Source organism: Stieleria marina (genome assembly GCA_007741555.1).
Lineage (GTDB): Bacteria > Planctomycetota > Planctomycetia > Pirellulales > Pirellulaceae > K23-9.
In genome coordinates, this window is record CP036526.1 from 683,544 (window position 1) to 700,512 (window position 16,969).

Consider the following 16,969-nt stretch of genomic DNA (forward strand, 5'->3'; position numbering starts at 1 on the left):
CCATCGATTGCGACGCCGTGCTCAAAAACGAAAATCGCGGCACGCCGGTTCGGTTCAGATCATGAACCGGCTGCAATCAGTTTTCGATTCGCCATGAATCTTCGGCGATTGGAATCGCTTTACGCCCGAGGCGTTTGGCAAACGATTGCACATAGTTTTCTGCTCCGGCGCGGGAATCGACGATGACAGTAACTTTGTTATAGGTGATCCATCGGTCGACATTGGGGTTCGCAAGCCAGTCAACGGCGTCGTAGTAGGCCTGCCAATTATCTAAGAATTGGTCGCCGAAAACCGCTAACGCGTTGGCTTCGCCGTAGAGTTCCGGCCACCACACAGCTTGACGTAATTCCCAGTAGGGAGTGCGATGCTGTGAGGCGAGGATCAGAACACGATCGTTGCCGCGCAAGTAACTGGGCCTTGCCGTTAAAGGGCCATCCTTGATGTCGAACCTTGCTAGTTCCGCGTTGCACGTAGCCAGTTGGTGCTGCGCATAGAAGTCGAAAACGCTGTGAAGCATCGGGACGCGGCTTAGCAAGGTGGGCTGAGCGCGGCCGATGTGCCACGCTTGATCGCAAAAATGCGCGATCAAACAGGCAAGTGCGATTCTTTGAACCGTTTTTGCGGCAACATGTTTTTGGATCAGATGGCAGGCCGCACGAATGCAGCAAGCAACTGCGACAATGGCTGGCAAAAATGCAAACCAGTGCAAACGCTCAACGCCGCGATAGAGATGGGGGCGAGCGGTGAGTGCGATGCCGGACAAAGCGAATAACGCCAACAGGATGACCAGCGTTGTGATCGAAGCAGCGAGAACTCGCCACCGCGCACGCTGCAAAGAATCGAATAGGAAGATACCGCACGTTAAGGCTGTGGCTAGGAAGAGAGAGGCAAGTGCACTTCCGGTCCAGAGTAATTTTGGCTTCAGGCGAAACGTCCCATTGCTCCAGTCTGTCGTGTCGAGTTCAGCCCCGGCGCTTTCGACAGCCGCGTAGTGTCCGATCCAGTGATGCACGGATTGTCCGGAAGTGGAGATCGTGGCGACGTCGTGCGAAATAATCGATTCGATCTCTTGGTGAAAAGCTTGTGCTCCCCCGGAAGTGAACACGTACAAGAACATCAGAAATGCTAAGCCGGCTCCGCAAACGCTACGAATGAAACTTTGACGACTGAAGGAACTGGCCGCTGCAACGACGAAGGGGGTGAGTAAGCACAGATAGACCGGCGTCATCGGATGAATCGCGATGCACAGAGGAGCTAGCAGCACCAGCATGATCCAGGAGCTGCGCTCGTTTGCTTGCAACGCACGGTGAAGAAACCATAGCCACGCAGGAATCAACCAGAACATGGCAAAATCTTTGTCCAGACAAAAATTGTTAGTGACCCGCATTCCGTAGACATACGCGTTGTAGGAGCGAAACCAAAGCGTGGCTGGCCCGACGATGGCTAGCACGACAATCCAGTCGGGTGTTCGTTTGCCGACAAACCGTTTGACAAATAGGCAAAGCATCAGCAACGAGACGACTGCCATCGGAACTGTTGCCCAGCGTTTCACGAGACCTTCGACGGGCAGACGGGTCACGTCCGCCAACAAGCTGAACCACACGTGATAAGCGTTTGTGTCCCAACGTGGCATCGGAGCATCGATGTCAAAGGCCGTCATACCAATCGGGCTAGGCGAAAAGTTGCGAGCGGCTGTCATATCAATTTGCTGCATCAAGAACTGCGCAATGTCGTTCGAATGGGGCACTCGATACGCCGCGCAAATGAAGAACAACATCGCAGCATTCAAAGCGAGTTGGGAACGGCTGATTCGGTAGCGGGGCAGGCCGATTTTCCGAACTTGTCGAGTTCGATCAAACGCTGCGCAAAGACCAATCAATGCAAAGGTGGCGTAGTACGCATCAAATGACAAGCCAATTCGGCTTGATGGCCACGCGATCCAAACATGGATCACGAACGACACGATCGCGGCGACTGCGTATCGCGTATCAACACCGCTTCCGGCTGGACAAAAGCGTAGTGCGAGCCACCAGCCGGGCGCTAGAAAGACCGTGAAAGCAACGGCAACTCGAAGATCACCGTTGTCAAAAGGTGCGAACACACTCATTGCTGATGCCAACGCCAGCATGGCGACAATGGCAACGTGGATGCCGATTAGCCAGGAGAGGTCGCGACACAGAAGACCGAGTGCAGAAGACGTCTGGTCCGCTGTGCTGCGATTGCTCGTTTGATTGACGGTGGAGAGTGATTCGTTGCCTTTCATGGTTGGGATCGTAGCGGTGTGCGGAAGTGATCGCAATTTGGCTATCCCACGGTGGACGCACAAACGCTACAACTATGGCTTCCTTCGCCATTCGTTTTCCCGTTCTCCAGTCGGTATCAGATGCCTTCGGTCACCGTCGTCATACCGGCTTACAACGAGGGACGCGCCATTCGCGGCGTCTTGGAGAAAGCTCGCAGTGTTCTAAACGATGCGGGAATCGATGCCGAATTAATGGTCGTGGTCGATGGTGCATCCGACAACACGGCTTCCGAAGCAACTGCCGTTGCAGATACGGTCTTAGAACACCCTCAGAACATGGGTTATGGTCGGACGCTGAAGACTGGGATCACGGCGGCGAAGCATGATTTGATTGCGATCGCGGATGCGGATGGAACGTATCCGGTTGAGCGTCTACCGGAAATGATTCAGTTGGCGGAGCGTTTTCATATGGTCGTTGGAGCACGCACCGGTGCGTTCTACCAAGGTGGCTGGGTGAAACGCGTCGGGCGGTTTGTCTTTCGGCACTTGAGTGAATTTGCTGCGGGGCAACGCATTCCCGATATCAATTCTGGTTTGCGAGTGTTTCGGCGCGGCGAAATCATGCCTTTCTTTTCCGTCATTAGCGCGGGGTTTTCGTTCACGACCACCAGCACGTTGGTGTATCTGCTGAATGACATGTTCGTGCACTACATCCCGATCGAGTATCGCGAACGAGAAGGAAATTCAAAGGTTCGGCATGTTCGCGACTCGTTGCGAGCGTTGCAGATCATTGTCGAAGCAATTTTGCGTTGCAATCCAATCAAGATTTTCTTGTTGCTTGCCTTCCCGTTTTTTGCCGGCGCCGCCCTTTCGATTTTCATTGCTTTATTCGCACAGCATGTTTTTTGGTTGCTCTGCGGAATGATGTTTTTGTGTACGGGAAGCATTGTTTTGTCGATGGGCTGCTTGGCGGTTTCCACGATGACGCGCAGGCGAATGAGTGAAGATGTCCATCGCGAGGCACGTCCCACGCTCGAACGTGCAGCGATTACGCCACTGCCAAATGAACCCGCGGATCTTGCAACCCGTTTCAACGACGATGGCTGAACCTTCCCTGCCGACCGGTATGCAGACGATGAGTCCTGCGATGGCAGAGATGCGTGCGTACCCGCGCTACTTGTACGACCAAGTGGCCGGATGTTTCGGCGATCGAGTTTGGGAGATTGGGGTCGGCTATGGGACCTACACCACTTGGCTTCGTGAAGCGAACAAGTCTGTATTGGCGACGGATATCGATGCAGAATGTTTAAATGCGGTTGCAAAGCGATTCGCCGGCGATGACCAAGTGACGACAGCGATCGTCGACCTGACCGACGAGTCGACGGTGAAGGTCCAACGAAAATATTTAGCGGATTCGATTCTTTGCCTGAACGTTTTAGAGCATATTCAGGACGATGTGCAGGCTTTGATGTGGATCCGCGAGAATGTAGCCGCCAACGCTGTGATGGGTTTGATCGTACCGGCGCATCAGGCTTTGTTTGGGCGAATGGATGCCGAGGCGGGCCACTTTCGTCGCTACACACGTAAGTCGTTGACCAGCGTGTTTCAACAAGCTGGTTGGCAAGTCGATCAGACACGCTACCTGAATTTGCTAGGCGCAGCGGGTTGGTGGTATCACAATCGACTTCGGAAAGACGCTGGGCTGAACGACAGAAGTGTCAATCATCAAATGCGAGGTGCTGATCGCTGGCTACCACGCATCGCCAGCGTGACTGACCCACTGACGGGTTGGTTGGCCGGTTTATCGGTATTGGCTATTGCCCGCGTGAAGTGATGCCGCGTTTTTTGCAAAGGATCGGCTAAAGAACCATGTGCGGTATCGCAGGCATTTTTCGATATGACGATTCGTCTCCAGTCGGCTTCGATGCCGGCTTGGGATTGGCGATGACGGACGCTTTGGTCCATCGCGGTCCCGATGATGGCGGATTGCTGATCGGTGATGGTGTGATGCTTGGACACCGGCGACTGAGCGTGATCGACCTGTCCAGTGAAGGTCATCAGCCAATGAGTGACGACGATCAGCAAGTCTGGATCACCTACAACGGCGAAGTCTACAACTTCCAAACGCTGCGACACGAATTAGAGGCCGCCGGGCATCGTTTTCGATCTGACAGCGATACGGAAGTCATTTTGCGGGGCTATTTGCAATGGGGACATGACGTTGCAAAACGAATCAACGGCATGTTTGCTTTCGCGATTTGGGATCGTCGCGACAATTCGTTGTGGCTGGTACGCGATGGAATCGGCATCAAGCCGCTTTACTACAAAGACGATGGACAGCATTTGCGATTTGGATCGGAAATCAAAGCGATCTTGGCAGACCCTCTCGTCGGGCGTGCTCCGAATTGGGAAGCGATCGATTCGTTTTTGACCTTCGGATACACGCCAGCACCGCAGACCGCTTTTCAAGGTATCCATCAGCTTTTGCCTGGTGAATCTCTGTTGGCGCGGGGTGGGGCGGTGCATCGAACGGTTTGGAAAACACTGCCCTATCCTGATCGACCAGAAAATTGGTCGGCCAATGAATGTGCGGATCGCTTGGGGGCAGCGATCGATTCGGCCGTTAAGCGACAGATGGTCAGCGACGTACCTGTTGGCGCGATGCTGAGTGGTGGACTTGATTCTTCTGCCGTCGTACGAAGCATGCAAAAAGAAGAGACAAACGTGATCGATACCTTCACGATTGGTTTTGCCGAAGGCAGTTTCGATGAGTCACCGTACGCATCCCAAGTTGCGGAGATTTATGGGACGAACCATCGTCGTGATCAAGTCGATGTGGATGTCATCTGCCTATTAGGAAAGCTGATTTCGCATGCCGACGATCCGTTCGCCGACAATTCGATGATTCCATTTTATTTACTCAGCGAACAGGTTCGTCGACATGTGACAGTAGCACTTTCGGGGGACGGTGCGGATGAGTTGCTGGCTGGTTACGACACGTATCGTGCCAGTCAGTTTGCGCCGTACTATCGATTGATTCCGAAGCCACTGCGCCGTGCAGTGATTACGCCGCTGGTAAATCGATTGCCTGCGTCGACGGCCAAGTATGGATTGCCGAATGTATTGCGACGTTTCGTTGCCGCTGCTGGAGAACCGGCGCCACGCGACCATTGCAACTGGCGGAGATATGTGTCGAGCGATCTGAGAACGCGGCTATTTCAAACTCGTCATTTGGAGAATCTCGATTGCGATGCCGTTGGTGCCTACGTGGGGGCACTCGACGATGCGCCCGATTGGTTGTCGCCACTCGGGCAGCAGCTGCACATGGATCTACGCTTTCATCTGCCGAATGACATGCTAGTCAAAGTGGATCGGATGAGCATGGCGCATGCACTGGAAGTACGGGTTCCTTTGCTGGACGATGAAGTGGTTGAAACTTGTTTGGCCATGCCAGCGTCGCAAAAACGCCGGGGAAAATCTGGCAAGCTTCCGCTGCGACGATTACTTGCCGATGATCTCCCACCAAAGCTGATCGATCGCAAGAAAGCAGGCTTTCTGTCACCGATTGAATCTTGGCTACAAGGTCCATGGCAACCGATGCTGAAGGAGTTGTTGAGCGAAGAGTTTGTCGACGAGACAAGCGTTTTTCGCCATGCGACCATCACGGATATCATCAACCAGCAAGCAGCGCGTCGCGGCGACTACGCGTATCCACTTTTTGCGTTGCTTGTCTTGGCGATCTGGTGGCGAATTTGGATCACCCAAGAATGGCCCACTGAGACAAGCGAATTGCAAGCTGCTCCCACGCGAATTCAGCGGCTCGCGTGATTGGAATCCGCATCGAAGCAGCGCCCGCCAGTTGCAGTTCGTGTTTCAGGCACAGACCATTGGCGACCGTTGCGATCCGTCGACTCTCGACGGATGAACGATGCAACTAGTCTGCGACACCGGCACCAACTTGCAACGCTGACAATCAGCCTTCGACAGTGGGCTGATCGCTTGGGTCACGAAATCGGTAGCCCACACCGCGAACGGTTTCGATCAATTCAGATCCGTCGCCAAGCTTTTTTCGTAGCGATCGGATGTGAACGTCGATCGTGCGTTCCAGAACAAGCGTGTCTTCGCCCAGCGCCGCGTCGATCAATTCGGCGCGGCTGAAAACGCGGCCCGGTTGGCGAGCGAGTGACTGTAGCAATTGAAATTCGCTGCGGGTCAAGGTGACCGGTTGATTGTCCATCGTTACTCGATGTCGTACCGGATCGATCGTGATGCCTTGCGTTTCGACCAGCTGTGATTCCGAACTGCTGACATTGCGACGACAGAGCGCCTTGATCCTTTCAAGCAGGACTTTGACGCTAAAGGGTTTGGTGACGTAATCGTCTGCACCGACAGAGAATCCTACCAGTTCGTCGGATTCTTCGGCCTTGGCTGTCAGCATGATGATTTTGACGTTGTGTGTGGCCGAATTGGCACGCAAACGACGACAGACTTCAAGTCCATCTAGGATCGGCAGCATTAAGTCCAGCACGATCACGTCGGGCAATTTCAATTGCGCTTGGGTAAGCCCATCTTCGCCGTCGTGCGCCAGGAATACTTGATAGCCTTCGCGCTGCAGGTTGTAGTTGATGACTTCGGTCAGGGATCGGTCGTCCTCAATTACAAGGACGGAGTTTTTAGCCATGCCAGTATTTCAATTCAAACAATCAAGGTGTTGCGATTAGGGGATGTCACCTGAAAACGCCTTCGGGAGGATCAGGCGTAATGCCACCGTGTCGAACAATCTCGCCGTCGACCAAGTAGATTGCGTCCTCGGCGATATTGGTCGCTAAGTCGGCAATGCGTTCTAGGTGTCGGATGGCTGAAAAACAGTGAAGCGCTGGTGTCACTAGGTCGCTGCGATGCTGCATCGTGTAACGCAGTTTGGCGATCAGCTGAGCGTTCAGTTCATCCACATCGTCGTCCATCGCGATCACTTCCAACGCCGCCGTCGTATCCAGGTGAACGTACGAATCCAGTGCGTTGCGAATCATATGGATGACCAACTGGGCCATCGGTTCGACGCCTTCTGGAATCTTGAACTCCGCGAACTCGCGAACTCCCACAGCTCGTTCGGTGATGTTGACTGCCAAGTCGGCAATGCGTTCCAGGTCATTGTTGACTTTGACCGTCGTTGCGATTCGGCGAAGGTCCACGGCAACGGGGTGGTGCAGGGCGAGCATCTTTAGACACTCGTCTTCGATGCGAACTTCCTGTTCGTTGACGTAGCGATCACTTTGGGCGACTTCTTCGGCCAGATCGACACGTCCTTCGCAGAACAAAAGTACCGCTTTATCAATCATTTCTTCGACCATGGTGCACAACGAGAGAATGTCTCGGTGCAGTCGATCCATGTCGCGATCTAAGTGTTTCGTCATTCCGTTTACCCAAACTTTCCGGTCACGTAGTCTTCGGTCCGCTTTTCTTGAGGACGCGTGAAGATGTCTTCTGTCGGACCGTACTCTACCACGTTGCCTTGATAGAAGAACGCCGTCATGTCCGAAACACGTGAGGCTTGTTGCATGTTGTGGGTGACAATCACGATGGTGTATTGCTCTCGCAATTCATAAATCAAATCTTCGATGCCACCGGTCGAAATGGGGTCCAGTGCTGAGCAAGGTTCGTCCATCAGCAGAATTTCAGGTCCCGTTGCAATTGTTCTCGCAATGCAAACGCGTTGTTGTTGGCCACCGCTTAAACCCAAGGCAGGCTTCTTCAGTCGATCTTTGACTTCGTCCCAAACCGCAGCTTTACGCAGCGACCATTCGACCAATTCATCCATCTCGCTGCGAGAGAGTTTCAGGTGCAAACGTGGCCCGTAGGCAACGTTGTCATAAATGGATTTTGGAAACGGGTTGGGTTTCTGAAAGACGATTCCAACTTGGCGACGCAAATCCACTACGTCGGTGCCTTTGGCCAAAACGTCCAAGTCATGAATCTGCAATTTGCCTTCGGCTCGCGCGGTCGGCACGATATCGTTCATGCGGTTGATCCATCGCAGCAACGTCGTTTTTCCACAACCACTAGGACCGATAAAGCCAGTGACTTGCTTGTCGGGAATCTTTAGGGTGATGCCATGCAGTGCTTGGAAATCACCATAGAACGCGTTGAATTTGTCCAATTCGATTGCGGTTTTTGTATCTGGTACTTGATGAGTGGTCGTCGATGAGGACGGTCGGGACTTTTCGTCGGTGACTTGCGACGGCGTGATCGCAGTCGTCAGTGGTAGTTGATCAGTCATCATCTTTGTCTTTTCGGATGTGGTTGGCATCTTATTCTTCGGCAGCGTGTTTGACATGTTGACCAACCAATAGGTTACGAGAGCGAGTTTTGAGTTTTGTTTCGGATCAGCACAGCGACGGTGTTGAATGAAAGCAGCAGCGCGAGAAGGACCAGGATGCCTTTGGCAGCAACCGTTTGGAACTCATGTTGCGGTCGGGCTGTCCAGTTAAATATCTGCAGTGGCATGACCGAAAAATCATCCATCAGGTGCGTTGGCCCAGACGAGATGTAAACAATGCCGCAAATGATGAGCACCGGAGCGGCTTCTCCGATCGCACGACTCATCGCCAGAATCGAACCCGTCATGATTCCCGGAATCGAAGCCGGCAGAGTTACGTTTTGAACGGTTTGCCAGGTGGTCGAACCCATTCCCAAAGAGCCTTCGCGGAGTGAATCGGGGACCGCCCGAAGAGCTTCCTGGGATGCAATGATGACAATCGGCAAAATGACCAGCATCAGGGTGAGACCGCCGGCCAAGACGCCGCGTCCCATCGGCAGACGAAAAAAATACCAGGCTTTGTTGTTGATGCGACCCGCTTCGGCATCGGACCGGAGTGTGAGTCGGCGAACGGCTTTGTCTTTGGGCAGTGAATCCCTGGGGCCGATCACATTGACTTTGACTTGTTGTCCTGAACTGTCGAGCGCCATCATACCAGCGGTCGCAACCGCATCATCTGCGGTAGGCCCATCAACAGGCACCAGCAGGATCCGGTCACCTTCGCTAACGAACTGGTCAAAGTAGGTTGCTCCGACTTCGACTGCTGGGTCGTTTGCGGTGCCAAAAATGCCAAACATGCCCGCAAAAGCTGTCAGGCCAATGATCCCGTAAACCACCGAAGGAACGCCAGCCAAGTTGCTGATGTTCAACTGCACGAATCCGTGAAAGTACTGAGCGATCTTGTTGTGAGGTTTGAACTCTTCCAAGAAAATTGCGGTGGCAACGCCGATTGGCAGTGCGAACAAACCGCATACACCGCAAAGCCAAATTGATCCTAGCAAGGCCGGACGGATGCCAGCTTCATTGGGGTCGGACGAACCGCTTCCGGTTACAAAGTCCCAGTCCATGGCCGGCAAGCCATTGATCAGGACGGAAGAAAGCAGCACGGTCAAAATTACCACTGACAGCATGGCGACCAGCTGGCAGAACCGTACGAACCAACGATCGATCCGGTGGCGCGTTGCCAAGGAGCGGCCTTCAGATGCCCCCGTTAAGGGTTGGCTGGTGGGGGAACTTTCGGGGCTTGGAGTTTCGCTGTCGACTGAGTTGTTGGTCATTGGTATTCCTCGCGAAATCGTTTACGAACGATGTTGCCAAACACGGTCAGCGAGAAAGTAATGACGAAGAGAACGGCTGCGACCGCATACATCGAAAAGTACTCTACGCTTTCGTGACTGGCGTCACCGAGCGCCATCTGAACCATCCAGCCGGTCATGGTCTGTGCTTCTTGGCGGGGATCGATCGCCATTCTTGCAGTCGCACCGCAGGCCAAGGCAACAATCATGGTCTCGCCTATTGCACGAGCAATCGCGAGGAGAAACGCTGATACAATCCCCGATAATGCTGCAGGAACGACCACTTTGGTCGATACATCGAATCGAGTGCCACCCAGGCCATAGGACGCATCGCGTAGGCTCCGCGGGACGGCTCGCAGGGCGTCTTCGGTCAACGAACACACCGTCGGCAAACAAAGGATGCCGACCGCTAAGCCCGCGCTAAAGGCATTGTAGATGTTGAAACCTTCGTGGAAAAATTTCAGCCCCGGCGTAATCACTGTCAAAGCAAAGTAGCCATAAACGACGGTTGGGATGCCCGCCAAAATTTCCAGCGTTGGTTTCAGGATGGATCGGATTCGTGCTGGGGCATACTCGCTCAGGTAGATCGCGGTGATCAATCCCAGCGGAAGTGCCACGGCCATCGCGACAACGGTCACCAAGAGGGTTCCCGACACGAGCGGCCAGATGCCGATGTCACCGGTGAACAGTGGCGACCATTTTGTCGAGCCAAAGAAGCCGCCAAGTGTGACGCCTTGCATCTGAAAAAACCGGGCTGATTCGCGAAACAGGACAGCGATGATCGTAAAAGTGATCAACACCGACATGGCGGCACAGCAAAACAGCAATGACCTAACCAGACGGTCTCGCAGCACGGCTGCGGTGCGAGAGCGTCGTCGGGAGGGATGGTGAACAATCCGCGTGATGTCACGCGGTTGATCACTTGATAGCGAGGCAGTTGCCATTTCTTACTCGATATCAACCAAGTTGTCGGCAGTGTAGATCTCTTTGAGAGGACCGATCTGTTTTTCCATGTTCGGAGTCAAATAGTGAGTTCCGGTCATGCGATCATCAAAGTGGTTCTGAACAGTTTCGTAGATGTCGGCGGGGAGCGGCACGTAATCGACCGCCTTGGCCAGCGACGCAGCATTTTCTAGATAGAACTTAACGAACTGTTTCATTTCCGCACGTTTCATCGAATCAGCCTTGATGTAGATGAAAAGTGGCCGACTAAACGGGGCGTAGGCTCCGCTTTCAATCGTTTCGGCAGTTGGCGAAACGGCTTCGCTGTTCAGCGGATTTACGATGGGAACTGCTTTGATTTTGTCTTTGTTGGCAAAGTAGTACGAGGCACCAAAGAACCCGATGGCCCCTTTTTCGCCAGCGACACCGGTGACCAAAGTGTTGTCGTCTTCGCTGACTGACATGTCATCACGAGGATGTTCGTTCTCTTCGTCTTTGGCGACGACATCGCCAAAAAAGTAGTCAAACGTGCCGGAGTCAGTGCCAGGTGCGTAGATCTTGATCGTCGTGTCCGGCCATGATGCGTCCACGTCTTTCCACGTTTTGGCGCCGCCTTCGGTGAGGAAGATCTTTTTAAGTTGTTCGATTGTCAGTTTGTCGACGAAGTCGTTGTCTTTGTTGATAACGATCGATAGACCGTCGTACGCGATGGGAAGTTCGACAAATGAAACGCCGTTTTCCTTGCACGCTTTGAATTCGGAATCTTTGATAGGACGCGATGCATCGGAGATGTCGGTCTCGCCTCGTGTGAATCGTTTGAATCCACCACCGGTACCCGATGTCGCAACCGTGACTTTGACGTTGCCAAATTTCTTCTCGAACTGTTCTGCTGCAGCTTCACTGATGGGGGCGACGGTACTGGAACCGTCAATCGCAACTTCGCCCTGGATCTGAGTCAGTTCGCTGGCAGAGTCGTCCTGTGCATCCGTTGTTGAGTCAGCTGTTTGGGTGCTGTCGCATCCGGTGGTAGCAGTCAAAAGAGCGGCGGCTAGGAGAAAGGTTCGAAAACCCGGCGTCGTGTTCGGCATGGCCCGCAACATTGTCATTCCAAGGTGGCAGAGGTTGGCGACGAGGATCAAAAGAGAGGGCTGATCGTCGCACTCTAGCCGCCTCTGACTTGGCGGATACTAGGCCCGGGAAATGAAGAACAGGTTAAGAAAATGTGAATCCGACATGACTGTTCGATCGGTTCGCGTTTTACTGCTGTTTCGCCGGCAAGTTGACGCGGAAGGTGCTTCCTCCCCCCCGAGTGTTTGTGAGGTCGACTGAGCCTCCGAACGCTTGGCATAGGTGTTTGACGATGGACAACCCCAGGCCGGTGCCCCCCAGTTCTCGCGACCTGGCTTTGTCGACTCGGTAGAAACGTTCAAAAACGCGTGTCCAGTGATCTTCGGGGATTCCGATCCCGGTGTCTTGTACCTCCAAGCTGGCTGTGGAACCTTGCTGCCGCCACTGAACGGTAACTGTCCCACGTTCGGGCGTGTACTTGATGGCGTTGCCGACCAGGTTGTCCAAGATTGTTCGCAGACCGTCTTCTTCGGCTTGGACAATGGTCTCGCCGTCCTCGGCGGGTTTGACGACTAAGTCAATGTTCTTCCTGCTGGCTGCTCGTTGGAATTCATGGACGCAAGCATCGACCACTTTGGCAATCGAAACTGAAGTGATCTCAAACGCTTTTTCGCCTGATTCGACGCGAGCGATCTGGAGCATGTCCAGGATTAGTTGATTCAAGCGTTCGGCTTGGTCTTCGATGCGAAGTACAAACCGTTCGTTGTTTTCCGGGTCATGGATCGCGCCCAGCCGAAGTGTTTCGGCATAGGCTTTGATCGAAGCGAGCGGCGTCTTTAACTCGTGAGAGACGTTGGCGACGAATTCTTGACGCAGGTTTTCCCAACGCCGCAGCTCGGTCACGTCGTGCAGTACCAGCACGACGCCGGGGACAGGATCGCCCGGCAGCTGAGTTGCCGTGATCGCCAAGTCGCGTCTCATTTCGCCGACTGACTGCAATTCCGTCTGCACGGTTTCGGATTTTTGCATGCACTGTTGGATGACGTCGCGAAGTCGCCGGCTGCGAACCGCTTCCAGCAGTGGTCGGCCTACTTCATCGTCTGTCGTGAAAGACAACAGTCGCTTGCTGGCGTCATTTGCCAAGACAATGTTCTCATTGGCGTCGACCGCGATGATCCCTTCTTGGACACTGCCTAGTACTGTCGACATTCGTTCGTTGTTTTCGCGAAGTTGGCCGAAACGCTTGGCTAATTCCGACTGCATTTGATCGAGGGAAGCAGAGAGCGAACTGACTTCGCCGGACGCCATGATCCCAGCGGTGTCTTGATCGACTCCCATCGCCAGGCTCTGCGCACGCTGGGTCAACTGCGTCAAAGGATTGATGACGCGACCGACCATTGCGTAGGCCAGAAGCGTAGCGATCGATCCAAACACCAAAGCCAGCAGCCACAAAAATCGACGCATAGCGGTCACCCGTTGATCGATCAGGTCAAGCCGCATGGCAACTCGAATGTAAGCCTGCCGAGATGGTGGACTGAGTTGGCTCTCGCCCGTCTTCTTGATGGCTAGGGCGAGGTAGAACATGTCGATGCCCAGCGTCGGGCTCTTTCGCACTGCGGTTCCACGCCCGGCTTTTTGGGCTTCGATCAACTCCGGCCGATTGGAGTGATCGAGCATGCGGGCCGGATTTCTTTCGGATTCAGCCAGCACAATGCCGTTGTCGTCGATGACGGTTGTTCGCAGTTTCGTTTCTTTGGAGAGTTGGCCGATCAGGCGCTGTAGTTCCTGTTGTTTTTCGCTGATGATCTCAGCCGTCTCGGAACTGACGTCGCCATCAGGATTCTCGGCTGCATAGACATCTTTGTCGGCGAGGGTTTGCTCCACCAATTCACCGACATGGCTGCGCAATACAATCGCGGTATCGAGCAGTCGTTGCTCCACTTGACGATTGATCTCGCCCCGCTGAAACGATGTTGCCGCAAACAAAAACGCGATCGCTAACGTCAGATTTAATCCGACGTAGATGAAGAAGAGCTTCCAAAAAAGTGATGATGACCACACTGTTTATTGCTTCCCGCTTTTTACTTTGCGTGACTATCTTGGTGCGACGTTCGATGAATCGCGTCGGCCTGCCATTTCGCTGCAAAGATAGACGCCGTCAGCTTAGCCGACGACCGGGGTGGCGATGAATCATTTGGCGAAGCTCGTCGGCAAGTGTGACTAGGATCGGATCACTCTCCCCTTTGGGAGCTTTTTCCGCGGGAACGTGAATGGCTTCACCGCACCGGATAATCGCTTTTAGCGGGAGCTTGCGGTTGATCTTTCCCATCAAGCTTTCTTGGATGCGTTGAATGGTTTCCACGAGTCGTTCTTCCGTCGTAACCGTCGATTCCAAGTAAGTGTGGTCGTCGTAAGCGTCTAATTCGTGAGCCACGTCGCAGCCAAAGTCGAGGTCTCTTAGCAGCGCCTGACGATCGGCATCCATTGGTTCCGAAAAGTAAACGCTTGCGATGCTGCTGCGAATGGTTCGATTGCGTGAACCGATGTCGTCTGGATCGACCACTTGTACGCCCAATTCACTTTCGGCTTGGCTGAGCAAATGTTCGCAAAGCTCTCGCCGGCGCGTGACAATGTCGCCTTTTTGAGCGGATCCCAGGAAGGTGATTTCGCGAAGTGCCAGCTGCGCATCCGACAGTCGTAGCACTCGCAGGACGAGATCGGGTTTTCGCTGTCGTCGCCAACCCAAATGCGATTCCATTTGTTCCAGTTGTGCATTGGACCAGTCATTGACGCTGGTCGTTGCCAGGTACTTGATCGCAATGGGGTGAATGACAACCTGTCCATCATCTTGTTTTGCGCGTCGCCGAGCAGCGGTCCTGGCAATGAATCCGACGCCGTCAAGCGGCTCGCGAACCAGATCGTTGGTGCGAAACGTTTGTCCTTCGGGAAAGATGATCAGCGGACGTTCGGCGTTGGTTAAGATCTCGATGGCTGTTTCGAGCGATTTTCTGTCCGTGCCTTCACGATGCAAACTAAACGCACCGCATTTACGCATGCCGAACGAATCAAACCAGCTTTTGTTGAAGAGGTGCCACGAAGCGACGGCATAGAAATACAGTCTTGCTTTTCGCGAAGGCCACGCCATCGCTAACGGATCGGCGTAGCGGCAGTGGTTGGGAGCGACGACGATTCCGTGTCCCTGGTCGACCGACGCTCGGAGCCGATCAAAGTCCAGGATTTCGCGATCAACGATTCCTTCCTTTTTTTTCAGGTAGTGATCAACCAATCGCAGTCGCTGAATCATCCAGGGCCAAAGTATGGATCGATCCCGCGGCACAAATTCGTAGGGACGATCAAAAACGACTGACATAAACCTGAGGTCGCGTGTTGGAAACGCTGAATTCTACGATGCCGGTTCTGCGATTCGATTGCTAGGACGCGGTGATTCGAGCGACATAAAAACCGATCGCTGAGGCGACCAGTACCAGAGCAAAAATCAAGGCACCTAACAACATGGGATCAATCGACTTTCGCTCCTGCAAAGACGAACCGCTACGTGATTTCGATCCCTGGTAGACATCGGATTCATCCCCAACCCGAACACTAGATCGACCGGTCGACGAACGATGTGCTTCGACAGCGGGAGCGTCAATGTCCGAATGATTGGGCGACGTGGGGCGCAGAATTCGGCTCTTTGAGCCAGATGAATTGGATTTGGCGCGGTAGCCTGAATCGGTTTGCAGGTCGATTTGGCTTTCACCTCCCATGTCAAATTCGATGGGACGACGAACCACGTCAACGAGTCGGCCACTGTCGCTTGCGCTGATGCCTTTGCCGCGAATGACCTTGGAGCGACTGCTCGCCAACGTGTCGTCGGTTTTGTTGGAGATCGTATCGCCTTGGATGGTCGACGATTTGCCCGACCCGTCGAGCGAGATCGAGGACGAAATCTCTCCGATGCCTGGCCCGTCACCCATTCCCGCGGTGACCCTCTGGCCTTTGGGGACCTTGGCAGCGAATTTTTCTAAAACCAAGGCAACGTCCGTCGCGGTCTGGTAGCGGTAGGAGGGATCTTTCTGAATCATTTTGACGCAGATGCCTTCCATTTCGCCCGGGACATCGGGCCGCAGTTGCCGAATCGACGTTGGCATTTCTGTTTGGTGTTTTGCGATCCGCTGCGCAAGGGTCCCGTCGCTAAAGGGAGGTTTGCCGGTTAGCAAAAAGTACAGTGTGCATCCGAGGCCGTAGATGTCCGCGCGGTGATCCACCGTGTGGCTATTGAGTGCTTGCTCGGGAGCCAGATAGTCGGCCGTTCCCAAGACGTTTTCGTTGTTGGCAACCGTCAAGGATTCTTCGTCATCGGCCGACACCAAAGCCAGCCCCATGTCCAGCAGGCGAACGACGCCGTTTTGATCAATCAACAAGTTCGCTGGTTTTACATCGCGATGAATCACGCCGCGTTCGTGTGCGTGCGCCAGACCGCGTGCGCCTTGCGCGATCAGATCCGCTGCGGTTGATGGATCGATTGCACCATCACGTTTGACCAATTGTTGCAGGTCCAACCCGTCGACATACTCCATGACGATGTAGTGAACATCGCCGTCATTGTCGATGTCGTAGGCAAGCACAATGTTGGGGTGATTCAGCGAAGCAATCGCTTTGGCTTCTAGCTGGAACCGCGCCAGATACGAAGCATCTTTGACGCGTGCTTTTGGCAGCACCTTGATTGCACGTCGGTCTTGCAGACGCACGTGTTCGGCCAAGTAGACGCTACTCATTCCTCCGGTGCCGATATGGCCGAGCAATTTGTACTTGCCGAGAAAGAAGCCTTTGTACTTTCCGTTGAGAAGTTTTTCGTTGTGCCAGGCCGTCAGCAGGCCTTGCTTCTCGAAGTACCGCGCCACACGTTTGGGGTCTTCGGGCAGCTCTCCACCGTGTTTCTCGCGAATTTTTGCGACCAGCTTATCAGCCTTTGATTGATCGACCAGCTTGCTCTTAGCGATCAAGCGAATCAGTCGTTCGGACGTGAGCTGTGGCTGTTGCGACATGGACTGCCGACCATGGCCTCAAAATGAAGGATGGAAACTGGTGGAAGAATAGCAGGTA

The 16,969-nt window shown here is 53.9% G+C and carries 13 protein-coding genes; 3 read left to right on the plus strand and 10 right to left on the minus strand.

The genetic code is table 11. From position 1 onward, the window contains the following. Positions 1-76: 76 nt before the first annotated feature. Positions 77-2,263, minus strand: a complete 2,187-nt coding sequence (locus tag K239x_RS02465; RefSeq protein ID WP_145416099.1) for a hypothetical protein — start codon at positions 2,261-2,263, stop codon at positions 77-79. A gap of 51 nt (positions 2,264-2,314) precedes the next feature. On the opposite strand from K239x_RS02465, the gene K239x_RS02470 reads away from it, so the two are divergent. Genes K239x_RS02470 through asnB form a run of 3 tightly spaced genes read left to right on the plus strand, consistent with a single transcriptional unit; the run spans position 2,315 to position 6,070 of the window. Then, positions 2,315-3,349, plus strand: a complete 1,035-nt coding sequence (locus K239x_RS02470) for a glycosyltransferase family 2 protein (protein WP_145416100.1) — start codon at positions 2,315-2,317, stop codon at positions 3,347-3,349. Further along, on the plus strand, positions 3,342-4,076 hold the full coding sequence (locus tag K239x_RS02475) for a class I SAM-dependent methyltransferase (protein ID WP_419189584.1): 735 nt from the start codon (positions 3,342-3,344) through the stop codon (positions 4,074-4,076). The genes K239x_RS02470 and K239x_RS02475 overlap by 8 nt, the downstream gene beginning before the upstream one ends. A 35-nt stretch (positions 4,077-4,111) precedes the next feature. Further along, entirely contained in the window at positions 4,112-6,070 is a 1,959-nt protein-coding gene (asnB, locus tag K239x_RS02480) for an asparagine synthase (glutamine-hydrolyzing) (RefSeq protein ID WP_145416102.1), read from the plus strand. Between the two features lie 145 nt (positions 6,071-6,215). On the opposite strand, the gene K239x_RS02485 is transcribed toward asnB, so the two are convergent. The 9 genes from K239x_RS02485 to K239x_RS02525 all read right to left on the minus strand — a co-directional run bounded on the left by K239x_RS02485 (position 6,216) and on the right by K239x_RS02525 (position 16,911). Then, positions 6,216-6,923, minus strand: a complete 708-nt coding sequence (locus K239x_RS02485; protein ID WP_145416103.1) for a response regulator — start codon at positions 6,921-6,923, stop codon at positions 6,216-6,218. 46 nt (positions 6,924-6,969) lie between these two features. Continuing rightward, positions 6,970-7,656, minus strand: a complete 687-nt coding sequence (phoU, locus tag K239x_RS02490; RefSeq protein WP_145416104.1) for a phosphate signaling complex protein PhoU — start codon at positions 7,654-7,656, stop codon at positions 6,970-6,972. Positions 7,657-7,661: 5 nt separating this feature from the next. Continuing rightward, positions 7,662-8,519: a phosphate ABC transporter ATP-binding protein PstB gene (gene pstB, locus K239x_RS02495; protein WP_145422052.1), complete on the minus strand. Its 858-nt coding sequence runs from the start codon at positions 8,517-8,519 to the stop codon at positions 7,662-7,664. Positions 8,520-8,593: 74 nt separating this feature from the next. Then, complete coding sequence (locus K239x_RS02500; RefSeq protein ID WP_145416105.1) at positions 8,594-9,835, minus strand: PstA family ABC transporter permease; 1,242 nt, start codon at positions 9,833-9,835, stop codon at positions 8,594-8,596. After that, positions 9,832-10,797, minus strand: a complete 966-nt coding sequence (pstC, locus tag K239x_RS02505) for a phosphate ABC transporter permease subunit PstC (protein ID WP_145416106.1) — start codon at positions 10,795-10,797, stop codon at positions 9,832-9,834. The genes K239x_RS02500 and pstC overlap by 4 nt, the downstream gene beginning before the upstream one ends. Before the next feature lie 3 nt (positions 10,798-10,800). Continuing rightward, the gene (locus tag K239x_RS02510) at positions 10,801-11,832 is read right to left on the minus strand and encodes a PstS family phosphate ABC transporter substrate-binding protein (RefSeq protein ID WP_419189585.1); all 1,032 of its coding nucleotides are present in this window, start codon (positions 11,830-11,832) and stop codon (positions 10,801-10,803) included. A gap of 220 nt (positions 11,833-12,052) precedes the next feature. Then, positions 12,053-13,924 (minus strand): sensor histidine kinase, encoded by a 1,872-nt coding sequence (locus K239x_RS02515; RefSeq protein ID WP_145416108.1) that lies wholly within the window; start codon positions 13,922-13,924, stop codon positions 12,053-12,055. A 97-nt stretch (positions 13,925-14,021) separates the two neighbouring features. Continuing rightward, on the minus strand, positions 14,022-15,233 hold the full coding sequence (locus K239x_RS02520; protein ID WP_145416109.1) for a 1-acyl-sn-glycerol-3-phosphate acyltransferase: 1,212 nt from the start codon (positions 15,231-15,233) through the stop codon (positions 14,022-14,024). Positions 15,234-15,294: 61 nt separating this feature from the next. Further along, complete coding sequence (locus K239x_RS02525; RefSeq protein ID WP_145416110.1) at positions 15,295-16,911, minus strand: serine/threonine protein kinase; 1,617 nt, start codon at positions 16,909-16,911, stop codon at positions 15,295-15,297. Positions 16,912-16,969 lie beyond the last annotated feature (58 nt).